The organism is candidate division WOR-3 bacterium (assembly GCA_013177935.1).
GTDB lineage: Bacteria > Hydrothermota > Tepidihabitantia > Tepidihabitantales > Tepidihabitantaceae > Tepidihabitans.
In genome coordinates this window covers 132,803-156,346 of the sequence record JABLXZ010000002.1, presented here as the reverse complement: position 1 = coordinate 156,346, position 23,544 = coordinate 132,803, and the positions used below count along the sequence as shown (strand labels likewise).

Below are 23,544 nucleotides of genomic sequence, written 5' to 3'. Positions count from 1 at the left end.
GGCAGGATGGGCAAGGCAGCAGCCCCCGTCGTCGTAGTAGGAGTCAATCTGTTCCCAGACGGTCCCGCCGTCGGTGCTCTTAAAGAGCTCAGAAGAGCCTCAACCCTTGCCTTCCAGGGCGTAAAGGATGTCGGTATTGGTGCTGGTAGCGATGCCGATTCCGCAGATGTTACCACAGGCAAGAAAGTCGGAACAGCGGCGCCAGGTGTTGCCTCCGTCCAGGGACTTAAAAATCCCGTTCTCGTAAAACTCCAGATACAACCGGCTGGAGTCAGAAGGGCTGACACTGATGGTTGAAATGCGGGCAAAGCGCATCCCGGAATGGCGCTCAGACCAGTTGTTGCCACCATCATTGGTCCAGAACACACCCTTCGGTGAGTAGATATAGGCACGGTTCGGCACCAGCGGGTCAGCAATCAAGCCGCCGCCTTTGTCAAGGGTAATTCCGGGCTGCGCCCCACGCCAGGTGGCGCCGCTATCGTGGGAGACAAACAGCCGGTAGGATTGGGTTAAAGAGTCGTAACCGAGCGCATAACCGATTGCGCCATCGGTTAAGGGAAATTGAACAACAGTAGCACGGGTAACACCCGCACTTTGCCAGGTCATTCCCGCATTGGTCGTGCGGTAAAGTCCGAACGCAGTTGCGGCAAGGACGAGGTCGCTGTTATCCGGGTTAACGGATAACGCCTGGATTGAGGCGTTTGCCGGCAGACCAGAACAGCGCCGCTCCCAGGTGACTCCGCCATCGGTTGAACGATAAATCAGCGAGTTGGAGCAGCCGACCCAGACGACATCCCTAACCGCCGGGTCAAATTCAATGCAAAGGGCTTGCTGGTTGAAGGCGGTTGAGTCGGGAATCACCCTTAACCAGTGCGCGCCAAAATCGGTTGATATGTGGATTGCCGGTAGGTAGTTGCCATTGACAACATCATAGCCACCGACCAGGAGCCGGCCGGCGCGGTGCGGGTCTGGTTTTAAGGTGAGATTGAGCCCGGGCAAAGAGCCGAGATACCAGGATACACCGCTGTCGGTGGAAAGTAATAGGTTGCCGCCCCCGTTCAGGGCATAAACCCGATTGGATTGATAGGGGTCAATCGCCAGCGCCAGCGGATAGATGTCACCGAACCGGCTGAGTGTCTGCCAGTGGGCGCCAGAATCAACCGTAACAAACACGCGCGGTGTGTCCCGACCTTCGTAAGGTATTGCCAAAAGCCGGTTCGGGCTCTGGGGGTCAATTGTTAGAATTTGAATATAGCCGCCGTCCGGTCCAATTGAAACCCATTCTGCCTGGGACGCGACGAGGAGCAGGGCGAGGAAAAACAGCGGTCTTTTCATCAACATCCTATTATAAACGGTACAAAAATGGGGTCAATAGCAATACCTTAAAGTTTCAAAGGTAGGTTCCGTGCCGTTTTTGATTGTTACACTAATACCAACCTGCTATTGAACGGTTAAGGAGATGGTGGTTTCGTTGTTGTCAGGGAGTGGTTGGAAGGTATAATCAAACCGATGAGATTTGCGATGACAGTTCAACGGCTGGTAAAGAGCGGACTCGGGATACTCTTTTTTACCGGGGTGGTGGGTGCCCAGAGGCTTGAGAAGACAGTTTTTCTCCCGGATTCTCTGGGCGGAATGGTCAATCCGCGGTGCGCGGTCTGCAGTCCGTTAAACAACCGGATTTTTGTTGCCGGTCAAGATGGAGAATGTACTGTTGCTATCGACGGAGAAACCAATCGTCGGTGCGGCCGAATCCCGACCGGTTACTTTTCCGTAGCGATGGCATACAGCCCGCTGACGAACAAGGTTTATGTCGCCAACTACTACAGCAACTGGTTGACAATCATTGATGCAGCAGGCGGCCAGGGTGTCCGGCAACTTGATGTTGGTTGGGGCGGCTATGCTTTAGCAGTGAATCCGGTGGTCAACCGCGTGTATCTGGCGAACTACATTACTAATCAGGTGATAGTGATTGACGGTGCAGGCGATTCGGTTCTCGCCCGGGTAGATGTAGGCACAAGGCCCGCTTGTTTGTGTGTCAATACGGTGAACAACCTGATTTATGTGGGCAACGAGATCTCGGGGAGTGTTTCGGTAATTGAAGGTATGAATAATCAGGTGCGCACCACTATTCCGGTCGGAACAAACCCTAGGGCGCTGGCGTACAATCCAGTCGCCAACAAGGTTTATTGTGCGAATACGACCAGTGATAATGTCACAGTCATTGATGGAGCAACGCAGGAGGTACGGGCCACGCTCCCGGTTGGCAGTACGCCCCAAACGCTAGCCTGCAACCTGCGCGAAAATCGGGTTTACTGCGGTCATAATCAAGGTGTCACCGTGCTCTGTGGTGCCGGTGATACGGTGCGACGCATACTGACAGGATTCGAGACCAAGGAACTAATCTGGGATTCGGTGAACAATCTGGTATTTGGTGTAATTCCGAGTGCCGATCAGGTTGTGGTTATTGACGGCCAAGCAGATACGGTAATTGGTTTTGTGCCGTGCGGACGTTATCCCTGGACTTTATGCGCAAACCCGACAACGAGCCGGGTTTACACAGTAAACTGGCGGAGTAATGATATTACGGTAATTGATTGCGCCCGGCAGGAGGTGCTGGGCACGGTGCGGCTGGGTGCCTGGCCCATCGCACTGACGCCTGCGGAAAACAAGGTGTATGTCGCAAATCAGTGGAGCGATTATGTCACGGCGATTGACCGACAGACCTTGATGCCGGTGGCGGAAATTTATGTTCCCGGTTGTCCGTGGCGACTCTGTGTTGACGGGACAGGAGAAAGGGTTTTTGTTGCCTGTCGGGACAGTGGCAAAATCGCGGTATTGGATGTTGCCCGGGACAGCGTAATCAAATGGGTAAGGGTTGGGACCAGGCCTGAGGCGATTTTGTTTCTGCCCACCCGGGGATTGGTTTATGTTGCCAATTACGGTAGTGGGACGGTTACCGTATATTCACCGGAAGCGGAGAGCGTGCAGGCAACGATTCCAGTTGGTGCCGAACCCAAGGCGCTCACCGTCAATGCGACAGGAGATAAGGTGTACTGTGCCTTAGCCGGGTCAGGAACGGTGGCGGTGATTGATGTTGATGAGAATAGGGTGAGCCGGTTTTTACCGGTGGGCGGTTTTCCTGTGGCGGTGTTGTACAATTCGGCAAACAATCGGGTATACTGCGCCAACAATCGGACGAACAGCATTACGATTATCGATGCGGCGGCGGACAGTGTGCTGAAGACCGTGGCGGTGGGCAGGGCACCAACCGGTTTTGTCGCCAATGGAGCCCAAGACCGCATCTATTGTGTCAATACCGGGAGTGGTACGGTTAGCGTGCTTGACGCCGCACCGGATACGGTGGTTGCGACGGTGGCGGTGGGAACAAATCCGATGGGGTTGATTTTTAATCCCGGGGACAACTGTATCTACTGCCCGAACTCTTACGATAACACTGTTTCGGTCATTGATGGGGCAACCAATCAGGTGTTAGAAACAATTGAGGTCGGTATCGCCCCAGAAGCGGGATTAAGTTGGGCGGAAGACAATCGGGTGTTTATCGCCAACAGCGAAGGCGCCAGTATCTCGGTTATTGCTGGCCGGGTTGGGTTTGCCGAAAAGTCCGGGTTGTTAAGTCCGGTCCAGGGCGTGCTGGTTGCACCCAATCCGTTCCAGAGGAAAACAACGATCAGGAGGTTTGTGCCGGCAGAGGAAAGGTTAAAGCCTTTGCGTATCTATGACCGATCAGGGAGGTTGGTGCGGGTATTGCAGCCCGGTGCCGCGGGTGAGTTTGTCTGGGACGGCAGGGATGAGTTTAATCAGGATGCAGCACCAGGAGTCTATTTTGCGGTGTTAAATGGCCAAGCGGTGCGACTGGTACGAATACAATAATTCCGAAAGAAAGGTTGAAATAAAACGGGGCATCAGGTTCGTCCTGACGCCCCGCGCATAAGGTACTTCCTTTATCGGGTTTTAACCAGTTTGCGGGTGAGCACGGTATTGCCTGCGCTGAGCCGGCAGTAGAACACGCCGTAGTAAGCACTTTTGCCGTTTTCGAGGGTTCCGTTCCAGATGACGGTGTGGGTACCAGCCGGTTTTTCGGTGTTGACGAGGCTGGCGACAAGTTCGCCGGTCACCGAGAAAATCTGGAGTTTCACCGAACTGGATATAGGCAGGTTGAAGCGGAGAGAGACACTGTTGCGGAAGGGGTTGGGTTCGGCTGGAGCAAGGAATACCCGATTGAGCGATGCGCTGCCTTCTTCAACGCCGGTTCCGGGCAGCACTTCAAACTCAAACCGGGCGGTGTCGTTTGCCGGATTTTCATCGCCGGACAGGATGGTGAACGATGTTGCGGTCTGGGTGCCGATTACTTCTGCGGTCCAGGGGTCGAAGTCAAGGGTTTCGGCGGCACCGGCGGCGAGCGTAACGGTCTGGGAGTCGGAGTAGAGTGACGAGATGTTGAACACCACCGTAATCTCTTCTTCGGTCGTGCCGTAGTTTTTAACCAGTGCCTGGGGTGTGATGACCGTGCCCGAGTCGATGTCACCGCTCGGGGTGATGATTGCCATTACGCCGGCATCGTGGGTTGTTGTGGGCAGGGCGAGCGCGCCGGTGATTGTCCAGGCAAAAGGCTGACGGCTACCGGTTGCCACATTGCGGCCATAAACCCGAATTGTCCAGAGTCCGGTGTCCGGTGCGTTGATGCGACAGCACTCTTCGGTGTTGATTGAGTCCCAGCCGGTAGGGTTGGCGATGGATTGACCCGCGCTGTACTTGTTGCCGCGGTAGTAGGTGCCGGTGGGCGAAATCAGTTCTAAGTCAAGGTTGTTGACAAGGGTGGGGTTGGCACTGGGCGCAGCAGCGGTGTCAGACCAGGCAAGGGCGACCCTTAACGGGATTTGGGATTCAACCCGGAACTGCTCTTCGGCATATTCGCCGGTGGCGATGCCAATCGTGTCGTCTTTTAACAGAAGTTTCCGGGTGTCGCCCGCAAAGTAGAGCACCGAATCGACATCAATTCTGCCCCAGCCGATGTTGTTGTCCGGTGGTGTGTAGGAACCGATGTTCGGGTCGGCAGAGGCGATTGCCATTGAGCGGAGCAGTGCTGCCGAGATGTAGGAGATGCGGTTTTCCGGTGTTGGCGTGCCGGTCGGGTAAAAGCCTTCCTGGAGGTAACAGCGGATGAGTCCAATGGCGCCACTGGTCATCGGCGTTGCCATTGAGGTGCCGTCCATTGACTGATAGGTGTTGGTGCCGGTGCGGGTTGCGGAGTAGATACCTTCGCCCGGTGCCATAATGCTCGGTTTGAGCCTGCCGTCCTGGGTCGGACCCCGGCTGGAAAATGAGGCGATGGTGTTAGATGCGGTGCCGTTCTGGAGCGCGCCCACGGTCAAAACATTCTTCGCAATACCCGGATTGCGAATTCTCCGGCTTGAGTACTCATTGCCCGCTGCCATAATGTTCAAGAAGTCTTTGTGCGCCCAGATGAAGGCGTCGGTTGATGCGTCCTGGAGAAGATAGGTACCTGAGGAGTTGGACCAGCCCCAGGAGCCAGAGTGCTGTTTGATGGGCCGGAGCGAATCGGGCAAACCCCGTCCAAAATAGACCGTATCCCAGAGGGCCCAGAGGTCGGTGCCAAGAACAAAACTGGTGCCGTTGGTCAGGTCAACAAAGTAGAGGCGACCCTTGATTGACATCCCATCGTAGTAACTGGTGCCACCGGTAATTGAGTCGTCACCGGCAACAGTGCCGTTGACATGGGAGCCGTGGTACTGTCCTTCACTCGCATCGGCGGTGCCGTACTTTTTGTAGGCGACCACCTTGCGATGTTCGGGCCAGATTCCAGGCGGGGTTACCGATAGCGTTGGGTCCCGGAACATATCGTGACCGAGGTTCAAGCCGGTGTCGGTGGTTGAAAGAATGACCCCTTGACCGCGCACGCCATTGCGCCACACAGGCCGCGCTTCGGTTGAGGTGTCGGGCGGTGCGGTAGCACGCCAGCCCGATTGGGTGACCCATTGGCCATTGCTGTTGGCGGTTGTTGGTTCGGTCCACTCCTGAATCCAGAACGCCTCGGGTGCGCGGGCAATTACCGGAATTGCCCAGCCCGGAAGCCGCGCCTGAATCACGGTGCCAAACGGACTTTCGGTTTTCTGGACAACAATGCCACCCTGCAGCGTGATGAGATTTTCAAGGGGCTGGGAAGGTTCGCCAGGTGTTACGAGAACGGCAATGTCTTCGGGTTCGGTGCTGTTCAAGAGTTCCGCCTGAATTTTGTAGGCGGGCTGAAAGATGCCGGTCCAGCGGACAAAGGGCAGTTGCGCGACCTGTTCCAGTTGCGCGGGTGTCAAACGGGCGATGGTGGCGTAATAGGGTAGATAACCGATTGTCTGGATGCCCAGGGTGTTTAATCGGGAAAACCAGGACCGTTGAATCGGTCCGGTAAATTGAACGATGTAGTAGCGGGCTTCAGCCGGCTCAAGCCGCAAATCGACCGGCAGGCTGGGTTCACCATAGCGGGTGTCAATGGTATAGCCGTTGCTAAAAGAGATGAAGTTGATTTCCGCACCGGGTTCGGATGCAAAGCGGTGAATTTGCCCACTACGAAAATGGTCTGCGGGCAAGGCAGAGATTGGGACGATGCTCAGCATTAAAAAAATGCTGGCGACGATTGTTTTACTCACCAGTCCTCCTTTAAGGTTTATATCTATAAATTATAATAAACATTATTGTGCGGTCAAAGAGATGCGGGGTGTAATACCTGCCCGAAAGAGATGGTTCGGTGTTAAAGGGGTTGCTTTAACCTTATTTGCCGAAGGTGTGAATCAGGATTGATGAGTGGGATAAGTATACTTTAAAGTATACTTAAAGTAAGAGTGGGTTTTTACATAACACTTTGATGTTTTGTAAGTTAATCTTTTTGCAGCCGATTTTCCATACCCAACCCCGGGACGGTTTCGGGGATGGTGTGGGAAATTGATGTCTTTTGGGTTTTGTGCTGGTATCCTTAAAAACTTTTGTTGTGCCCGGGTCCTGGGGTTGCTATGGCGTTTTTCTCAGGTAGTAACGGGCGCCTCTGCCCTTGCCCTTTAGGGTCAGTTTGCCCTGTTTTACCAGCCGGTTAAGGATATAGGTTGCCTGGTCCGGTGAGACGCGCAAAAGGGTGCGGACAATCTCGTTGGTGATGAAGCGGGACTCCTCAGGTCCAGAAAGGTCTTCAAGGTAGTGAAGAATTGTGGTCTCGGCATAGGTGGATTCGGCGCGGCGGAACGGGTAGTAGTTTACCGATTTGCGCAGCCGGGCATAAGCCATTTTTGACAGCCGGTAAACCCTGCCCTTTTTTTCACCAAACGGTTCAAGGAGTCCACGGTTGACCATTGCGGTGAGCGCTTCGTACGCCTCCCGTTCGGACCGGCCCAGGATGGTGCGGGCTTCGGTAAGGTCCAGTTCGCGGTTGCGTTTGAGCCAGTTGAGGAGCAAGAGGTCGGCAAGGGAAAGTTCTTTGCCCTCCTGCTGGCAGCGGACAACAAAGCGGGCAAAGTTTTCGTCAATTTTGTTTTCGGCCCGGCCCGAACGGAGCGTAACCCGCACATAGTCGGCGCCCGATTCGTACGCGGGCGGCTCTTTGCCATAGGAGAGGAGAATCTGGAACATCCGTTTCACACCCATACCAGCGCGCTCGACCAGGCGGATGCGCTCAAGGATTTCGGCAAGAAGCGGGTTGCGGCTGATTGGCTCATGGCCAATGATGTTTTCCGGGGTAACATCGCTTAAAAATCCGCCGGGTGAGGAGATTTCCAGCCGGTCCGGAAAGTGGCGAAGATAGACCGGTGCGGGTATTGAGTAGTCGCGGTGGGTGAAGGCGTTGAGCAGCGCTTCACGATAGACCTCAGGCGGAAAGTCGGGAATTTCAAAGTGGAAAAGACCGAATTTCAGGGTGAAGATACGGTTGTGGGGTTCAACCGAATTGGTGAACTCTTCAAGGAGGGCGAGGAGCGGTTTGGTGGAGTCGATGCGGCGGTCGTACTCAACATCGTTTTTCATATGGAGGTAGATGGCGCTGTGGCCCGGGATGGTCGTACGGAGGTATTCCTCTTTACCGACCAGCAGCATACCAGCGGTGGTCAATTTGCCCTGAGCGGTCAGGATACCAAGCCGGCTGAGCATCTCTTCGGCGGGAAGTCCGAGCAGATTTGAGCCCGGTTCCTGGGCGGCGATGACCCGACGCAGCCTTTCGGTTTCGAGCGGGTCAACCGCTTCCATGCCCAGTTCCAGGGGTCGGGCAGAAAGGTCAAGAGTGCGGTTTTCGCTCATCGGTGATAGATTAGCCGATTTACCAAGTTAGTCAACCGGTTAAGTCCAGAACCCCTGGACCCCGCGCTGCAGGCGCTGTTTCAGCGGTTGCCACCAATCGGGATTTTCCTGATACCAGCGGACGGTGCGTTCAATGCCGGTGGCGAAGTCAACAGTTGGGCGCCAGCCGAGTTGGTAGATTTTGCTGTTGTCAAGGGCGTAACGGTAGTCGTGACCCGGTCGGTCCGGCACAAACTCAATCCACTGGTCGTCTTTGCCCAGCATGTTCAAAATTGACTGGATTAGTTCAATGTTCCGTTTTTCGCAGGCACCGCCGGCGTTGTAAACCTCGCCCGGTGTGCCTTTGAGCAGGACCAGTTCGATTGCCCGACAGGTGTCTTCAACAAAAATCCAGTCGCGGATGTTTTTCCCGGTGCCGTAAACCGGGATTTTTTTGCCTTCAAGGATGTTGGTAATGGCGAGCGGAATAAACTTCTCCGGGAACTGGTATGGTCCGTAGTTGTTGGAGGGCCGGACAATAATCACCGGCATCCGGAAGGTTTCGTAAGCGGCAAGGACCAGAAGGTCGGCAGCGGCTTTGGAGGCGGCGTAAGGCGAACGGGGTGCGAGCGGTGACCTTTCGGTGAAGGGTGGGGCATGTTCGGACAGGGCACCGTAAACCTCATCGGTTGAGATGTGGACAAAACGGCTGATGCTTGCTTGCCGGGCAGCATCAAGCAGTACCTGGGTGCCGAGGACATTGGTGTGGACAAATGGTATCGGGTCAAGGATGGAGCGGTCAACATGGGTCTGGGCAGCAAGGTGGATTACCGCATCGCAGCCGCTTAATGCCGCGAGCACGGTCTTCTGGTCTTCAATTGCGCCGACAATCAGGCGATAACGGCGGTTTTTTTCCAGGGATGCGAGGTTTCTACCCTGGGCAGGATAGGAGAGGTTGTCGAGGTTGATGATTTCCCATTCCGGGTGTTGGTTCAACAGGTGGTAAATCAGGTTTGAGCCGATAAAACCGCAACCGCCGGTGATGAGGAGTTTCATATTATTCAATCTTAAACGGGCTGTCCGGGTCGTCTTCGTAGCGGATTTCGTCCACCGGTTCGCTCCGGTTCCAGCCGCGATAGAGCCGGTTCGGAGTGTTGATGACCAGACCGGGCACAGACCCGATGTTTTTGTACCCATGTACAACCCCGGGCGGTACGATTAAAAGCGCCGGTTTTGAAGCACCCAGGGTCAGTTGGAGCCGATTCTTGTAGGTGGCTGAGTTCTGCCGGTTGTCCCAGAGGACAACAAGAAAGTCGGATGGACCCGGGAAAACAAAGGTGTCGGTCTGGTGACGGTGTTCGTGCGGACCACGGATAGCGCCCGGATTGGTAAAAGAGATATAACCCATCGCTGGATTGAGTTCGGTTAAACCGGTAGTTTCAAACCAGTCTTTGCGAAAGATTTCACACAACCAGCCGCGCGGGTCAGAGTTGATAAGGGCAGGGGCAAGTAACACACCTTTGATGCTCAACTCCTGAAATGGGCTGTTCACAGTTCAACCTCGCTTGAGTCGGAGAGGAGCAGGCGCAGGTCGTGTTCCTTTTTTGGGTTTGCCTGGACTTTTACCTGCCGGCCAATGAGACTGCGGGTTATTCGATTGACACCGATGATGGTGCTCTTTTCAAGGACAACCGACCCTTCAATGCGGGAGTTGCGGATGGTACATTCAGCGCCGATTGAGGCGTAAGGTCCGACCGTTGAATTTTCGATAAGGGCGCCGGCGCCGATGACCGTTGGTCCCAGGATTTTTGAATTGACAATCCGGGCATCGGGTGCAACAGAAACATTATCAACAACTTCGGAATTGTCCACAACACCGGTGATATTGCGGGTGCAGTAGGTTTTGAGGACGATGTGATTGGCATCAAGGAGGTCGTCCTTTTTGCCGGTGTCGAGCCACCAGCCATCAACGATGACCGGTTTAACCCGCGCCCCTTTTTCAATTAAGGTTTGAATCGCATCGGTGATTTCCAGTTCATTGCGCCAGGAGGGGCGCAGGGTTTCAATCACCGGGTGGATTTTAGGTGAGAACAGGTACACGCCGACCAGGGCAAGGTTGGAGGGCGGAATTCTGGGTTTTTCCACAAGCCGAATCACCTCGCCCTGTTCCGAGAGGACCGCAACACCAAAGGCGGAAGGGTTCTGGACCGGTTTTAACATAATCAGGGCATCGACATTTTCCTCAGTGAATCTTTTCAGGGCTGAGACGATGCCATCCTGGAGCAGATTGTCGCCTAAATACATCACAAACGGCTCATCACCGAGAAAGTCGCGGGCGATTTTGACCGCATGGGCAAGGCCGAGCGGCTCCTTTTGCACGATATAACTGACCTTGGCGTTCCAGCGGGCGCCATCGCCTAAAAACTCCTGGACTGCAGGACCGGTTTCGGGTGAGATGATGACACCGACCTCCCTTATATTAGCCGCAGCAAGGTGGTCAAACACATAAGATAGAATGGGCCGGTTGGCAACCGGAATCAACTGTTTGGCGATTGTGTAGGTAAGGGGGCGCAAGCGCGTACCGCGACCGCCGCAAAGGACAAGGCCTTTCATAAAACAGAGTTATTATGAGGCTCAATCCGGTAATGTCAAGAAAAATTGACCCAAGGCACGCCAGAACGCCCTTTTCGGGTGCATGTTAAACAGTTTTTAATATATAAGACTCTATTTTTCAAATATTTATATTACAAACCAGCCGTGTTTTAGCGGTTTTGGGGTTAGATTTCGCCAAATAATAATTTTCCCTTGATATCAGGGGGTATATTTCGCTAACTTACTATAAATTCTACACCTAAAAAGGTAATGAAGAGTGCCGAAACAAATGCGAGCGGGGTTTCTCTGTGTAACTTATTGAATTTTAATAACTAAACAATTATTTAAAATATCCTTGACAGCCGGGGTTGGGGTGATAAAATTTTACCGGTTTCGGGTGAGGACAGTTTAGATTCATCTTTGACATTTGAGCGCTCGAGCCCGACAAAATTTAGCGGTTACGGGAACCATCGTACCTCCTGACGGCGCCGGTGCGGGCGCCGTCATCTTTTACTCCTGGACAATTTGATATGTGTAGTTGACCGGGCACGCGGGTCGGATTAGTGCCGATACCGAGCAGTACTTCTCCTGGGAAAGTTCAATCGCCCTTTTTACAGCATCTTCGTTCACATCTTTGCCGTAGATGGTGTAAAGTAAATCGATTCGGGTAAAAATCTTCGGGTGCTCCTCACGGCGCTCGCCTTTGACCTTCATTTCCAAACGGGTGAAGTTGACCCGCATCTTTTTCAACAGCGCAACCACATCCATTCCGGTACAGCCGGCTAATGCGATTAAGACCAGTTCCATCGGAGTGGGTGCGGTATTGGCACCGCCGTGGTCCGGTCCGGTGTCCATTGCCACGGTGTGGTTTGAGCCGCTGACCCCGAGAAATTGCATATCTGTTGTCCAGCGGACAGTTGCTTCAAGGTTCATTTTCTACTCCTCAGTTGTTTTTGGCGCCCTGGAGAATCCAGTCCCGGATGATGCGCAACTGGGCGCTGTCCGGTTTTTTGCCGAACGGATGTCCTTTTTGTAGATAGATGTAAAGCAAACTCTTTTCCGGATTGCCCGGAACCACATTGGGCACAGAATCGGTGCCGGGTGCCATTACCGCTTCATAGGAGTCGAGCGCATAGTTGCCCGCCATATCTTCGGCGGTGTGGCAGTCCGGGGCAAGTTTGCGTAAGATGGGTAAAACATCGCGGGCAAAGGACACCTCAGGAGCGGGGCGAACAGGTGGGGTTGACTTTTCTACAGTTGGGGTAGCAGCGGGTGCCGGGGTGCTCTCCTTTACCTGGGGCGGTAGTGGGGGCAGTGAAGTCTTCTGGGTGTTCGGGCTGGCACAGGTCCAAAAAATGAAAACCGGTAAAAAAGACAGATAAAGATGTGCTCTCATAACAGGAAATTTTGCCCTTTTCATCGGTAATGTCAAGGAGTGCGGCCGGCAAAACTTGCCTTAAACGAAATAATCGGTAAGATAGCGACAGGTGCAATATGCCGGTCAGAAAAAGAGTTAACATCTTAAAGCAACTGCTCGAGCCGGAAATCCGCGAGATGCTCGAGGAGAAAAACTGGCAGGGGATTAAGGATGCCCTGAATGAATGGCCTGCACCGGACATTGCGGACCTGATTGCCAGTTTGCCCGACCCGGACAAGGTGGTTATCTTCCGGCTTTTGCCCCAGAAGTTGCAGTCCGAGGTGTTTGCCGAGTTTGACCCGGACAAACAGTTGACCCTGATAAAAAACTTATCCGATGAGCAGGTCCGGAGCCTGATGGCGGAACTGGCGCCGGACGACCGCACCGAACTGTTTGAAGACCTGCCACCGGCGGTAATTCAGCGGGCACTGAACCTCCTTTCCCCTGAAGACCGGAAGGAGACGCTGTTAGCGCTGGGCTTTCCGGAAAACAGCGTGGGCCGGCTTTTGACCCCGGACTATGTTGCGGTGTTCTCGCACTGGACCGTGAAACAGGCGCTCGAACACATCCGGAAAAACGGGGTTGATGCCGAGACGATTAACACCGTTTATGTGGTGGACGAGCAGAACCGGCTCCTTGACGATATCCCGTTGCGCCGGCTCATCCTTGCTGCGCCCGAGGAGAAGATTGAGGCGATTATGGACCATCAGTTCATCTCAATTGAGGCGAGTGCGGACCAGGAGGAGGCGGCACGGGTTGCCGAGCGCTACGACCTGCTGGCGCTGCCGGTTGTGAACAGTGAAGGGGTTCTGCTCGGGATTGTGACGATTGACGACATCCTTGATGTTGTCCGGGAAGAGCAGACCGAAGACATCACCAAGATTTCCGGTATTCATCCGGGTAAGATTGACTTGACCTTCATCACCAAGCTGCGTGAGGTACCGCTGAAACTGCTCTATCGCAGCCGGGTGGTGTGGCTTCTGGCGCTTTTGATAATGGACTTAATCACCGGTGGTATCATTCAAGGGTTTTCCGAACTCCTTGCCCAGTATGTGGTCCTGGTTACATTTCTGCCGGTACTGGTGGACACCGCGGGCAACGCCGGTTCCCAGTCGGCAACGCTGGTCATTCGGGCGCTGGCGGTCGGTACAGTTCGAATGCGGGACTGGCTTTTCCTGCTGGGCAGGGAGATTTTGCTGGCACTGGGTCTGGGTTTGACAATGGGCTTGGGCATCTCAATTATGGGTTTTGTCCGGGGCGGGTTAAAGATTGCACCGGTGGTGGTGCTGGCGATGGTCGTAAATGTTATTGTCGGCTGTGCCATCGGCATCGTTCTGCCCTTTATCTTCACCAAGTTAAAGCGCGACCCGGCAACCGCCAGCACACCACTCATCACCACCCTCGCGGACATCTTTGGCACGGCGATTTATTTAGGCATCGCCTATCTATTTCTGGGCAAACCCGTATAACTTCAGTCGAGGTTAAACGAGACAAACCGGATTTCGGTCATCTCCTGGATTGCGAATTTAGGACCCTCTCTGCCCAAACCTGAATCCCGAACTCCACCATAAGGCTGATGGTCAACCCGAAAGGTGGCAGAGTCGTTGATGTAAACCGCGCCGACCTCAAGCTCCTCAGCCGCCTGAAACGCCCGGGTAAAGTCCGAGGTAAACACCCCGGCACAGAGCCCATAGGCGTATTTGCCGGCGGTTGAACCCCGGTTGTAGAGTTCAAGTAGCCGGGTAAAATCGGGTGCGGTTTCAATTGTGACAATCGGGGCAAAGGTCTCTTCATTCACCACCCTCATTTCCGGCGTGACATTGGTGAGGATGGTGGGCAGAAAGATTGTGCCTTCTGCCTTACCCCCGGTTAAGAGCCGGGCACCGGCAGAGAGCGCTTCAGCAATTAACGTTTCAGCACGCTCCAGTGCCACCTGGTCAATCAAGGGCCCGATATCGGTCTCCGGATTTTGGGGGTCACCGATAATCAGTTTTGAAGTGGCGGCAACAAACATTTCAATGAACTGCGGGGCAACCTTCTGGTGGACAATCAAGCGCTGGGTGTGGTTGCACACCTGTCCGGAATAGGCAAAGGCACCAAGGACACAGCGCGCCACTACCCGGTCAAGTTGCGCGGTCTCGTCAATAATCGCACCGGAGTTGGAACCCAGTTCCAGAGTTATCGGCTTTAAACCCGCGGTCTTTTTGATTTTTTCGCCCACCGCGGCGCTGCCGGTAAAGGTTATCATCCGGACCCGCGGGTCTGCCACAAGCATTTCGCCCACGCTGGTGCCCGGTCCAATCAGGACATTGAGCGCCTCAGGTGGCAGTCCGGCTTGAAGCAAAAGTTCCGCCAGTTTCAGGGCGCAAAATGGGGTCTTGGTTGCCGGTTTTAACACCACCGCGTTACCGGCGGCAAGCGCGGGTGCGACCTTATGGACCACGAGGTTTAAAGGGAAGTTGAACGGTGTGATTGCGGCGATAACACCGCGTGGCACCCGGATGTAAAACCCCCGGCGCCTTTCTGAACCGGGCAGAGCATCCATCGGAACGGTCTCACCACAAATCCGCTTTGCCTCCTCAGCGGAGAACCGTACCGTTTCAATTGCCCGGGACACCTCAATGCGGGCGAACTTAACCGGTTTGCCTGCCTCGGCAACAATCAGCCGGACAAACTCATCTCCATTTTCCGCAATCAACTCCGCAGTGCGGTGCAGAATTTGGGCACGGCGATGGGCGGGCAAAGAGCGCATCACCCCGGCGCCGGCTTCGGCAGCGTTTAAGGCATCAGTAACTTCAGCGGCGCGGGCGACCGGTACCTTGCCCAGAACCGAGCGGTCATAGGGGTTGACAACATCAGCAAAAGTGCCGGTTGCCACCCATTTACCGGCAATGAGCAACTTAGGTGCGGTGTTCACGGAATAAAGATAGTGCCCGAGAAGCGACCGGTCAAGACGAAAAAGGCGGGTGGCTCAAAAGAGCCACCCGCGGGTTGGTTACGGACCGAACGGTGCGATGTCAAACACCTGAGTCCGGATTTTCTCCAGCACCGACACCGCTAAGCCACGCGCCTCCCATTTGGCAATCAGCACCTGCGCCTCACGGGCAAGAGACGAACCGGAGATTGCCTGCCGGCGCTTGCGCCACAACTCGCGGGCGAATGCGAGATAGAACGGGTACTGGATTACCGAAACGCCTTCACCGTCCAGGACCTGTTTGGTCTCGGTTTCCATCTGCACCAGTTCCGGGAAAACCGCCTGGGTGTTGGCGAGCATTGAAGGACGCAACTCTTCAAGGTTTGCCTTCACCTTATCCGGACTGGTCTTTACCGTCCAGCGATTGATGCGCTTCATCAGGTCGCTCATTCTTTCACCTCCTTTCTGCGGCAGATTTTTCGGACGCCATCCCTGCCGCTGGAGATGGCGTGTTTCCATTACGACCATTAAGAGCCTTAAAACCCCAAAAATTCACGCAGTTTTTTCGGTTGAGGAAATGGCAATGGATGAAAATGCGTTACAGTGAGATATATTAAAATCATCCCGCTGTAAACGAGGTATTTTACTCCTTCCTATCGGTAATTAGGAAAGGAAAGAGAGCAAAATATATTTAGGCTTCGGAGCCCCAGCAGGGCATTGTTTTAATACATCCTTTCACCTTATTCATCCAGAAAGAGGCAGCGGGAATTAATTTTTTCTATACAGGAAGAGATAGACTTTGGTTTATGTTTTTATATATTTATTATGAGCATGTTAGAGAATGTATTTAAAGACTTTTCTTATTTCACAGACCTGCGACCCCGAAAAAACAATCAGATTAATTATGAATGTATTTCTAAAAAGACAATGGGTGCTTTGTATGTCAAGAATTATGCACATGTTAATTATTTAGGTAAGTTTATCGAGATATGTACAGCTAATTATTACCATAGGAAAGATGTCGCGAATTAAGGAGGAAAGGGTGCAATTAAGAAACGTGGTAAGGAGACTACAGGAAATAAGAGATAGAGGTTTTGTCGAATCTCTAAGAAAAGGACCGACCGGGATTGGTTATACATTTGAGACACTTTTTGGAGTAATTGAAAACAATATTCCGATTCCTGATATAGGTGGTAGAGTGGAGATAAAAACCGTTAGAAAAGACTCCCAGTCTTTAATTACGCTGTTTACTTTCAACAAAGGCGTTTGGCGCGTGAATCAAAGAGACCTTATTGAGCGATTCGGGTATGTTGATGAAAGAGGTAGATACGCCTTAAAAAATACTATATTTTTTAGGAGACCTATACCGCAGGGATTAAGTTTAAATATAAATGAAACTAAAAATACGGTAGACCTCATTGTTAGAGAGAGCGGGACAGTCATTGCGACTTGGGATGTATATGTTATAGTAGGGAAATTTATGGCAAAGATGAGTAGGTTATTGATTGTCATGGCGGACAGAAAAGTAGAACAAGGCAGGGAATATTTTCATTATAATGAAGCATATATTTTACAAAACCCGACTTCGCGGAGCATTATAAGCGCTTTTAAAAATTCGTTGATTGGCATTGACCTTAGGATGCATTTAAAAGAAAACGGCGCTGTAAGAAATAGAGGTACGGCATTCCGGATCAAAGAACAAGACTTGGTAAATCTTTATGAATCCCGCAACCAGCTTATCTAAAATAAGGCCCGCGGCAATTAAAAAATACCGTGACGGAACTTGGGATTTTTTAACCGCAAATACAAAGCAATATACCCATTGCTTTCATCCTTACCCGGCGATGATGATTCCTCAAGTTGCGGGGCGGATTTTAGACGAGTTTGGGAAAGGCGCCCGGCTTTTATTTGATCCATACTGTGGCACTGGGACATCATTGGTTGAGGCCAATTTGCGGGGTATAAACGCCATTGGAACGGACATCAATCCATTAGCCCGCTTAATAGCAAAGGTCAAGACGACAGTCATTCCTTTGGCAGTGCTGGATTGCCATCTTAATGATTTCTATAATTTTATGTTTGAAAACCGTTTAGGGAACCCCAATATCAACCCCGAAATTCCCCGCTTTAAAAATATCGATTATTGGTTTAAAAAAGAGACTCAACATTGGCTTGCTGTGATAAAAGAATACATCGAGGAAATGAACAACCGGGATGTACAAGACTTTTTCAAGGTGGCGTTTAGCGAAACGATAAGAGAAACATCCCTGACAAGAAATTGCGAGTTTAAACTATATCGGATGACGCAGGAACAAATAGAAAAATTCAATCCCGATGTTTTGGCTATAATGAGTCAGAAACTATTTCGAAATAGAAATGGGATGGCTGAATACATCTCTTTAAAAAAGTCTGGTGCAGATTCAGAAATCCATGACTTCAACACTGTTGAAGGAGTTCCTTATGATATCCTTAGAAAAGAGAGTGTGGACATAATTGTAACGTCACCACCTTATGGCGATTCTAAAACTACTGTGGCTTATGGGCAGTTTTCAAGGTTGAGCAATCAGTGGTTGGGGTTCGTGGAAGCGCAAGAAGTTGATAAACAGTCTATGGGAGGAGCAAGAAAGGCAGAATTCAGGTATTTTGATTTTGCACCACTTGACAATGTGTTATTTAAGATTGCTCAAATAGACGAAAAAAGGGTGAATGATGTGGTTTCTTTTTATATAGATTACGAGAAATCAATTAAAAATGTTTCTACGGTTGTAAAAAAGGGCGGGGTTGTAGGTTATGTCGTTGGGAATCGTAGGGTTAAGGGTGTAGAAATTCCTAATGATGAAATAACAAGAGAATTTTTTGAAAGGGCCGGTTTCAAACATATCAAAACGATAATAAGGGCTATTCCCAACAAAAGGATGCCGAAAAGGAACAGTCCCAGTAATATCGCTGGGCTTACAGATGCCACAATGAATTATGAGTATATTGTTATCCTCAGAAAGGTAAAGTAAAAAACATTTCACAAAGGCAAAGGACATTTCCGACAACCATTGCTGCGCACTTTCCTATTGCTTGACATTACTATGAAGAGGGTTATAAATATGGGATAAGGAGGCTATTGTGAGTTCACTGGTTCTGATGTTGGGCGCGGTTGTGGTTTTTGCTTTTGCCTACCGGTTTTACGGCGGGCTTTTGGCGCGACTGTTTGATATGAATCCGCAGAATAAGACGCCGGCGCACACCCATTACGACGGGGTTGACTATGTACCGGCAAGGAACTGGCTGGTGCTTTTTGGCCATCACTTTTCTTCAATCGCCGGTGCCGGACCGATTCTTGGTCCGGTGATTGCTGGTGCGGTGTGGGGCTGGGGCCCGGCAATGCTCTGGATTCTGATCGGCTCAATTTTTGTGGGTGGGGTGCACGACTTTGCCAGTTTGATGGTATCTTTGCGCAGCGATGGTAAGTCAATCGCCGATACGACGGAGAAGTTGCTGGGCACGCGGGTGCGATTGATTTTTTCCCTTTTTGTCTGGCTGTGTTTGATTCTGGTGATTGCGGTGTTTGCTGCTTCCGCGGCAAAGACGCTACAGACGACACCGGAGATTGTCCTGCCGACCTTTGGGATTATTGTTTTGGCGGTCTTTGTCGGGCTTTTGCTTTATCGCTGGCGGGTGAATTCAGTTGTGGCAACCGCGATCGGGATGGTGCTTTTTTTCCTGTTGATTGTTGCCGGTTTGCACTTTCCGATAAGGTGGAGTTATCACGGCTGGCTGCTCACGCTTTTGATTTTTTATGCCGGAACCGCATCGGTTCTGCCGGTGAATATCATTCTCCAGCCCCGGGACTATCTGTCGTTTTTTGTTCTGCTTTTTGGGATGGTGGTTGGGTTTCTGGGACTGCTCTTGACCCATCCGCCGATTCAGACCCCGGTGTATGTCGGGTTTTCCGGTAGTGAGGGGTATCTTTTGCCGATGCTCTGTGTGACGGTCGCCTGCGGCGCAATTTCCGGGTTCCATTCGCTTGTTGCCAGCGGCACGACATCCAAGCAGTTGAACCGGGAGGGGGATGCAAAGAAGATTGGTTACGGCGCAATGCTGACCGAAGGGGTGCTGGCGGTACTGGCGGTGGTTTGTGTGACCGCAGGTCTGCACTGGTTTGGTGGTCCTCAGGGTCTGGTTTATCCGGAACTGGTCCGGAGCGGGAACTGGATTGTGGCGTTTGGTAAGGGCTACGGGGTTATCGCCCAGCCGATTCTGCGCGGGCTCGGGATGTTCATCGGGATTACGATGCTCAAGACCTTTATTGTGACAACCCTTGACACCGCAACGAGAATCACCCGCTACATCGGCACCGAACTTTTTGGCGAACGGCTGGGGATAAAGCCGATGAAGAATATGTTCTTTAACACGCTGGTGGTGATTGGACTGGCAACCTATCTGGCGTTTGGTGCCTGGCAGTCAATCTGGCCGGTTTTTGGTGCGGCGAATCAACTGGTGGCGGCGCTGGCGCTGCTTGTGGTCACCGCCTGGCTTTTCAGCCGGGGCAAACCGAGCCTGTACACCTTAATCCCGGGGATTTTTATGCTCCTTGTGACGACCGGTGCGCTCGCGCTTCTGGCAATTAAGTTTTTCACCGGGCACAAGTTCACCCTCGGGGTGATTGCGGTTGCCCTTTTGCTCCTTGCCGGTTTTATGGTCGAGGAGACGGTGCGTAATTTGCACCGGTTGCGAGCGGGTTAGGTTTTATACCCGGATTTTGAGCACCGGGATTGAGAGGCGGTCCTGAGATGATGCGGTGGTGCCCGGGGCAAGGCCATCGGTGAGGACGGTAACACCTTCCCGGACCTTAAGCCGGTCAACCGCCTGATAAAGGCGGGCAATCTTTTCAAGCCGGATTGGGTCGTCAAACAGGCTGGGCTGGACCCGGTTAACCGGCACAAGATGGGTGAGAATCACACCGGTCTGGCGATACCAGACCCCATTCTGGAACAGCTGGTTGAACCCCTGCTCAAAGAAAGGGGTGAGGAGCGGTGGATAGGCGCTGGGTGTCGTCAACTTTAACTCCACCGCACACTCCTTGAACTCCTGGGTGCGGAGAAAAAGAATAAGTCGCTGGGGTGCCAGTTGATAGCGCCGGGCTTTGAAACAGGCGTCTTCAAGGTTGGTGCTGAGATGGGCAAGTACGGTCAGGCGGTCGCATGTTGCCGGAAAGGTGCGGGCTTTGCTGATGGAGAGGTAGGTGGTTTTGGGCTCGGGTTTCACCGGATATACGATGGTGCCGTTTAACTCCTGCCAGATTTCGTAAAACGGTTTGGAGAAGTAGCGCTGGATGAAATCGGCGGGTTTGCGGGCAAGGTCAAGCGCGGTGTAAATCCCTAATTTGGCACACCAGGCAGCGGTGTTCGGACCGATGCCCCACACTTCACCAACGGGCAGGCGGCTGAGGTAATGGTGAATCTCTCTGCCTGGTATTACGGTGAGACCATCCGGCTTCTGGTGCCGGGAGGCGACTTTGGCAAGGGTTTTGGTCAGGCTGATGCCCACCGATACCGAGATGCCCAGTTCATTGGTGATGGTGCTTTTTATCTTTAAGCCCAGTTCGTGATAGGAGGCATGAAAGGGCCGGCGTAAGCCGGTGAGGTCAACGAACGCTTCGTCAATGGAATAGGGCTCAACGAGCGGTGAGAAGCGGCGCAGGATTTCCATCAGGCGGAACGAGAACAGGCTGTACTTCTCGTAGTCCGAGGTGATGAGGACCGCATCCGGGCACAACTTTTTAACTTCACTGAGGCGCATACCGCGCCTGATGCCCCGGCTTTTTGCTTCATAACTTGCCGCGGTGACGATGCCCCGTTCCCTGCCGACCACAACCGGTTTGCCTTTAAGGCTCGGATTGGTCGCCTGTTCGCAGGTGGCAAAAAAGGCGTCGGCGTCAATATGGAGGATGGCGTTATCCCAGTCGTGGACGAGAAGGGGCAGATTTTTCATCGGTACTTCCTGATGACCGCGGTGACGACACCGCCGATTTTCAGTTCCCGGCGGGGTTTAATTGGTGGATATTTGGGGTTGGCGGCACGCAGGACGATTTTACCACCTTCTTTATAAAAGAACTTCATCGTCCAGGCGCCATCAACTTCGGCAATCACGATGTCGCCGTTTTTCGGGGCCGGGGCGCGGTCCACCAAAACCGTATCACCGGGCAGAATGCCGGCACCGGACATTGAGTCGCCGGTCACTTTAAGGAGAAAGGTGGCGGCGGAGTTGGTGACAAGCCAGCGGTCAAGCGACACCCGGTCGAGCAGTTCTTCTTCCGCGGGTGAAGGAAACCCGGCTTCAACCGTGCCGAGGAGTTTGATTGGGGCGGCAAGGTTTTTGGGGATAAGCCGGCCTGTGGCGTCTTTGTCGAGGATGTTCAGGCGGCGCAACTTCTCAACAAGCCGAAACACCGCATTTTTTGAGCGCAGGTTCAGGAGCCGGGCGATTTCCGCATAGGAGGGCATCCGCTGGTGCCTGAGATAAAACTCCTGAAGCCGGCGAACGCGTTCGGTTAAGTTCACCTTCTCTGCCATCACCCAATTATAGTGAACGATTGTTCACCTGTCAAGAAAAATCTTTAGATGGGTGTGGTTTGACATTTGGGGCTGATGGTAAGATAATCAGTTGTGGCGGTTTAGTGCAACCAAAAGGAGGTGTGGTGAGTTTCTTAAAGGAGTTTAAGGAGTTTGCCCTGCGGGGCAATGTGATTGATATGGCGGTTGGCATCATCGTCGGCGCGGCGTTTGGTAAGATTGTCTCTTCTTTGGTGAACGATGTTATTCTACCGCCCATCGGTTTGATTCTGGGTGGCGTGAACTTCTCCCATCTGGCGATTACCCTAAAGGCGGCGAGCGGGGACCAACCGGCGCTCGTGTTAAAATACGGCAGTTTTATCCAGACCATCATTGACTTTCTGCTCATCGCCCTGGCGATATTTTTCGCCATTGTTAAGCCAATCAACCTGCTTAAGCGGCGTCAGGAGGAGGCACCGGCACCGCCCGCGCCGTCAAACGAGGAGAAACTTTTAACCGAAATCCGGGACTTGCTTAAAGAGCGCCCGCGGTAATAAAAGGGAGGAAAAATGTTGCGATGGGTTAGGACAGGCACCGTTTTCGCGGGGCTGGTTTTAACCCTTCTTGCCTGTGGTGAGAAGGAGCCGGCGCCCAAGATAAAATGGCAGTTCACTGGTGCGGCATTTATGAACTCACCGGCAATTGGTAACGATGGCACCATCTACGCGTTCAGTGAAAAGGACACCCTTTACGCATTTAATCCGGATGGCACGGTCAAATGGCGGCTCGGTTTGCCCGATACTGTGTTCTATCATCCGTCCAACATCTTCATCTCGCCGGTCGTCGCCGCGAATGGCACAATCTACATTTTTGCCGCGGATGGCAATCTTTACGCTATCAACCCGAACGGCACGGTCAGCTGGCGGTTTCCGATTAAAACGGACTTCCCAACGATTTGCGGCACACCTGCGCTCGGTGCGGATGGCACAATTTATGTGTATGCGCCGGAATCGCTCTATGCTCTTTCGCCAGCCGGGAGTTTAAACTGGACGCGTTATGTTGGTGGCGGCTCCTGTATCACCTTTCCGGTGGTTGATGGAGACAGCACCATCTACATTGGTGCCGACCACGACCTGATTGCCCTGAAAACGGATGGCACCGTGAAATGGACGGCAGATATGGCACCCCTGATTCATACCGAAGACCGGATTGCGCTCGGTGGAGATGGTACGGTTTATGTCTTCGGCACCGGGTTGGACTTTCAGGGCAATCTTATGGCGTTTACTTCAGACGGCGCTTTACGCTGGGTCTGCACCGTGCTTGACAGCAACTGTATTAATGTCGGCACGCCGGTGATTGGGCTTGATGGCACAATCTATCTGGGCAGCGCCACCGACACAGAAAGGGGTGGGTTATATGCGGTTTCTCCAGCCGGACAGGTGCGCTGGACAAAACAGACCACCAATTATTTGCAGGAGGCTTATGACCTGACGATTGATTCTGAGGGCACAATTTACACCGTTGAAGGTGCGTTTGACAGTGAGGGCAATCTGAAATGGCGTTATCCATTAGGAAATGTCGTGGTGTTTGCGGTGGGGGCACCGGCAATCGGCGCGGACGGCACGGTTTATGTCGCGAGTGGTAGCGGTCTTTTTGCCTTTGAAGGCAACAGTTCTGGGCTGGCAAACTCATCCTGGCCCAGGTCCCGGCACGACAACCGTAATACCGGCAATGCGCTGAGCCCGTAAAGATAGGGAGCCCGAATTTTGAATACCGGTTGTACC

General features: G+C 52.8%; 19 protein-coding genes. 7 read left to right on the top strand and 12 right to left on the bottom strand.

From position 1 onward, the window contains the following. Positions 1-99 precede the first annotated feature (99 nt). Positions 100-1,335, bottom strand: a complete 1,236-nt coding sequence (locus HPY86_03940) for a hypothetical protein (protein NPV14067.1) — start codon at positions 1,333-1,335, stop codon at positions 100-102. Between the two features lie 174 nt (positions 1,336-1,509). On the opposite strand from HPY86_03940, the gene HPY86_03935 reads away from it, so the two are divergent. After that, positions 1,510-3,891, top strand: coding sequence for a hypothetical protein (locus HPY86_03935; protein NPV14066.1), 2,382 nt, complete (start codon positions 1,510-1,512; stop codon positions 3,889-3,891). 71 nt (positions 3,892-3,962) lie between these two features. Here the strand turns inward: HPY86_03935 and HPY86_03930 are convergent, their stop codons facing one another. The 7 genes from HPY86_03930 to HPY86_03900 form a co-directional block, all read right to left on the bottom strand. Next, positions 3,963-6,683 carry a S8 family serine peptidase gene (locus HPY86_03930; protein NPV14065.1) on the bottom strand — a complete coding sequence of 907 codons (2,721 nt, stop codon included), beginning with the start codon at positions 6,681-6,683 and terminating at the stop codon, positions 3,963-3,965. Between the two features lie 358 nt (positions 6,684-7,041). Then, complete coding sequence (locus tag HPY86_03925) at positions 7,042-8,313, bottom strand: hypothetical protein (GenBank protein ID NPV14064.1); 1,272 nt, start codon at positions 8,311-8,313, stop codon at positions 7,042-7,044. A 39-nt stretch (positions 8,314-8,352) separates the two neighbouring features. Then, positions 8,353-9,348 (bottom strand): dTDP-glucose 4,6-dehydratase, encoded by a 996-nt coding sequence (gene rfbB / locus HPY86_03920; GenBank protein NPV14063.1) that lies wholly within the window; start codon positions 9,346-9,348, stop codon positions 8,353-8,355. 1 nt (position 9,349) lies between these two features. After that, positions 9,350-9,844 (bottom strand): dTDP-4-dehydrorhamnose 3,5-epimerase family protein, encoded by a 495-nt coding sequence (locus HPY86_03915; GenBank protein ID NPV14062.1) that lies wholly within the window; start codon positions 9,842-9,844, stop codon positions 9,350-9,352. After that, positions 9,841-10,905, bottom strand: a complete 1,065-nt coding sequence (locus HPY86_03910) for a glucose-1-phosphate thymidylyltransferase (protein ID NPV14061.1) — start codon at positions 10,903-10,905, stop codon at positions 9,841-9,843. The genes HPY86_03915 and HPY86_03910 overlap by 4 nt, the downstream gene beginning before the upstream one ends. 489 nt (positions 10,906-11,394) lie before the next feature. Next, a complete protein-coding gene (locus HPY86_03905) occupies positions 11,395-11,781 on the bottom strand; it encodes an OsmC family protein (GenBank protein NPV14060.1) in 387 nt (128 codons plus the stop codon). A gap of 46 nt (positions 11,782-11,827) precedes the next feature. Further along, positions 11,828-12,280 (bottom strand): hypothetical protein, encoded by a 453-nt coding sequence (locus HPY86_03900; protein ID NPV14059.1) that lies wholly within the window; start codon positions 12,278-12,280, stop codon positions 11,828-11,830. Positions 12,281-12,378: 98 nt separating this feature from the next. On the opposite strand from HPY86_03900, the gene mgtE reads away from it, so the two are divergent. Further along, entirely contained in the window at positions 12,379-13,770 is a 1,392-nt protein-coding gene (gene mgtE / locus HPY86_03895) for a magnesium transporter (GenBank protein ID NPV14058.1), read from the top strand. 2 nt (positions 13,771-13,772) lie between these two features. Here mgtE and HPY86_03890 read toward each other — a convergent pair whose 3' ends face one another. Both HPY86_03890 and HPY86_03885 read right to left on the bottom strand, forming a co-directional pair. Beyond that, the gene (locus HPY86_03890) at positions 13,773-15,218 is read right to left on the bottom strand and encodes an aldehyde dehydrogenase family protein (protein NPV14057.1); all 1,446 of its coding nucleotides are present in this window, start codon (positions 15,216-15,218) and stop codon (positions 13,773-13,775) included. A 78-nt stretch (positions 15,219-15,296) separates the two neighbouring features. Continuing rightward, a complete protein-coding gene (locus HPY86_03885; protein NPV14056.1) occupies positions 15,297-15,743 on the bottom strand; it encodes a hypothetical protein in 447 nt (148 codons plus the stop codon). 514 nt (positions 15,744-16,257) lie between these two features. Here HPY86_03885 and HPY86_03880 point away from each other — a divergent pair. The 3 genes from HPY86_03880 (at position 16,258) to HPY86_03870 (ending at position 19,952) form a co-directional block, all read left to right on the top strand. Further along, on the top strand, positions 16,258-16,959 hold the full coding sequence (locus tag HPY86_03880; GenBank protein ID NPV14055.1) for a hypothetical protein: 702 nt from the start codon (positions 16,258-16,260) through the stop codon (positions 16,957-16,959). Between the two features lie 16 nt (positions 16,960-16,975). Further along, a complete protein-coding gene (locus HPY86_03875) occupies positions 16,976-18,223 on the top strand; it encodes a DNA methyltransferase (protein ID NPV14054.1) in 1,248 nt (415 codons plus the stop codon). Positions 18,224-18,350: 127 nt separating this feature from the next. After that, on the top strand, positions 18,351-19,952 hold the full coding sequence (locus tag HPY86_03870) for a carbon starvation protein A (protein ID NPV14053.1): 1,602 nt from the start codon (positions 18,351-18,353) through the stop codon (positions 19,950-19,952). A 3-nt stretch (positions 19,953-19,955) separates the two neighbouring features. Here HPY86_03870 and HPY86_03865 read toward each other — a convergent pair whose 3' ends face one another. Both HPY86_03865 and lexA read right to left on the bottom strand, forming a co-directional pair. Beyond that, positions 19,956-21,200, bottom strand: a complete 1,245-nt coding sequence (locus HPY86_03865; GenBank protein NPV14052.1) for a DNA polymerase IV — start codon at positions 21,198-21,200, stop codon at positions 19,956-19,958. Next, a complete protein-coding gene (lexA, locus tag HPY86_03860; protein NPV14051.1) occupies positions 21,197-21,781 on the bottom strand; it encodes a repressor LexA in 585 nt (194 codons plus the stop codon). The genes HPY86_03865 and lexA overlap by 4 nt, the downstream gene beginning before the upstream one ends. Positions 21,782-21,906: 125 nt before the next feature. Between lexA and mscL the strand changes: the two genes are divergently transcribed. Beyond that, positions 21,907-22,314: a large-conductance mechanosensitive channel protein MscL gene (gene mscL, locus HPY86_03855; protein ID NPV14050.1), complete on the top strand. Its 408-nt coding sequence runs from the start codon at positions 21,907-21,909 to the stop codon at positions 22,312-22,314. A gap of 15 nt (positions 22,315-22,329) precedes the next feature. Further along, positions 22,330-23,508, top strand: a complete 1,179-nt coding sequence (locus tag HPY86_03850; protein NPV14049.1) for a PQQ-like beta-propeller repeat protein — start codon at positions 22,330-22,332, stop codon at positions 23,506-23,508. Positions 23,509-23,544: the final 36 nt, after the last annotated feature.

Excerpts from the sequence above, each read along its gene's own strand:
- HPY86_03940 (NPV14067.1), bottom strand. The coding sequence starts at position 1,335 with ATGAAAAGACCGCTGTTTTTCCTCGCCCTGCTCCTCGTCGCGTCCCAG.
- HPY86_03935 (NPV14066.1), top strand. The coding sequence starts at position 1,510 with ATGAGATTTGCGATGACAGTTCAACGGCTGGTAAAGAGCGGACTCGGG.
- HPY86_03925 (NPV14064.1), bottom strand. The coding sequence starts at position 8,313 with ATGAGCGAAAACCGCACTCTTGACCTTTCTGCCCGACCCCTGGAACTG.
- rfbB (NPV14063.1), bottom strand. The coding sequence starts at position 9,348 with ATGAAACTCCTCATCACCGGCGGTTGCGGTTTTATCGGCTCAAACCTG.
- HPY86_03910 (NPV14061.1), bottom strand. The coding sequence starts at position 10,905 with ATGAAAGGCCTTGTCCTTTGCGGCGGTCGCGGTACGCGCTTGCGCCCC.
- HPY86_03905 (NPV14060.1), bottom strand. The coding sequence starts at position 11,781 with ATGCAATTTCTCGGGGTCAGCGGCTCAAACCACACCGTGGCAATGGAC.
- HPY86_03900 (NPV14059.1), bottom strand. The coding sequence starts at position 12,280 with ATGAGAGCACATCTTTATCTGTCTTTTTTACCGGTTTTCATTTTTTGG.
- mgtE (NPV14058.1), top strand. The coding sequence starts at position 12,379 with ATGCCGGTCAGAAAAAGAGTTAACATCTTAAAGCAACTGCTCGAGCCG.
- HPY86_03885 (NPV14056.1), bottom strand. The coding sequence starts at position 15,743 with ATGGTCGTAATGGAAACACGCCATCTCCAGCGGCAGGGATGGCGTCCG.
- HPY86_03870 (NPV14053.1), top strand. The coding sequence starts at position 18,351 with ATGTTGGGCGCGGTTGTGGTTTTTGCTTTTGCCTACCGGTTTTACGGC.
- HPY86_03865 (NPV14052.1), bottom strand. The coding sequence starts at position 21,200 with ATGAAAAATCTGCCCCTTCTCGTCCACGACTGGGATAACGCCATCCTC.
- lexA (NPV14051.1), bottom strand. The coding sequence starts at position 21,781 with ATGGCAGAGAAGGTGAACTTAACCGAACGCGTTCGCCGGCTTCAGGAG.
- HPY86_03850 (NPV14049.1), top strand. The coding sequence starts at position 22,330 with ATGTTGCGATGGGTTAGGACAGGCACCGTTTTCGCGGGGCTGGTTTTA.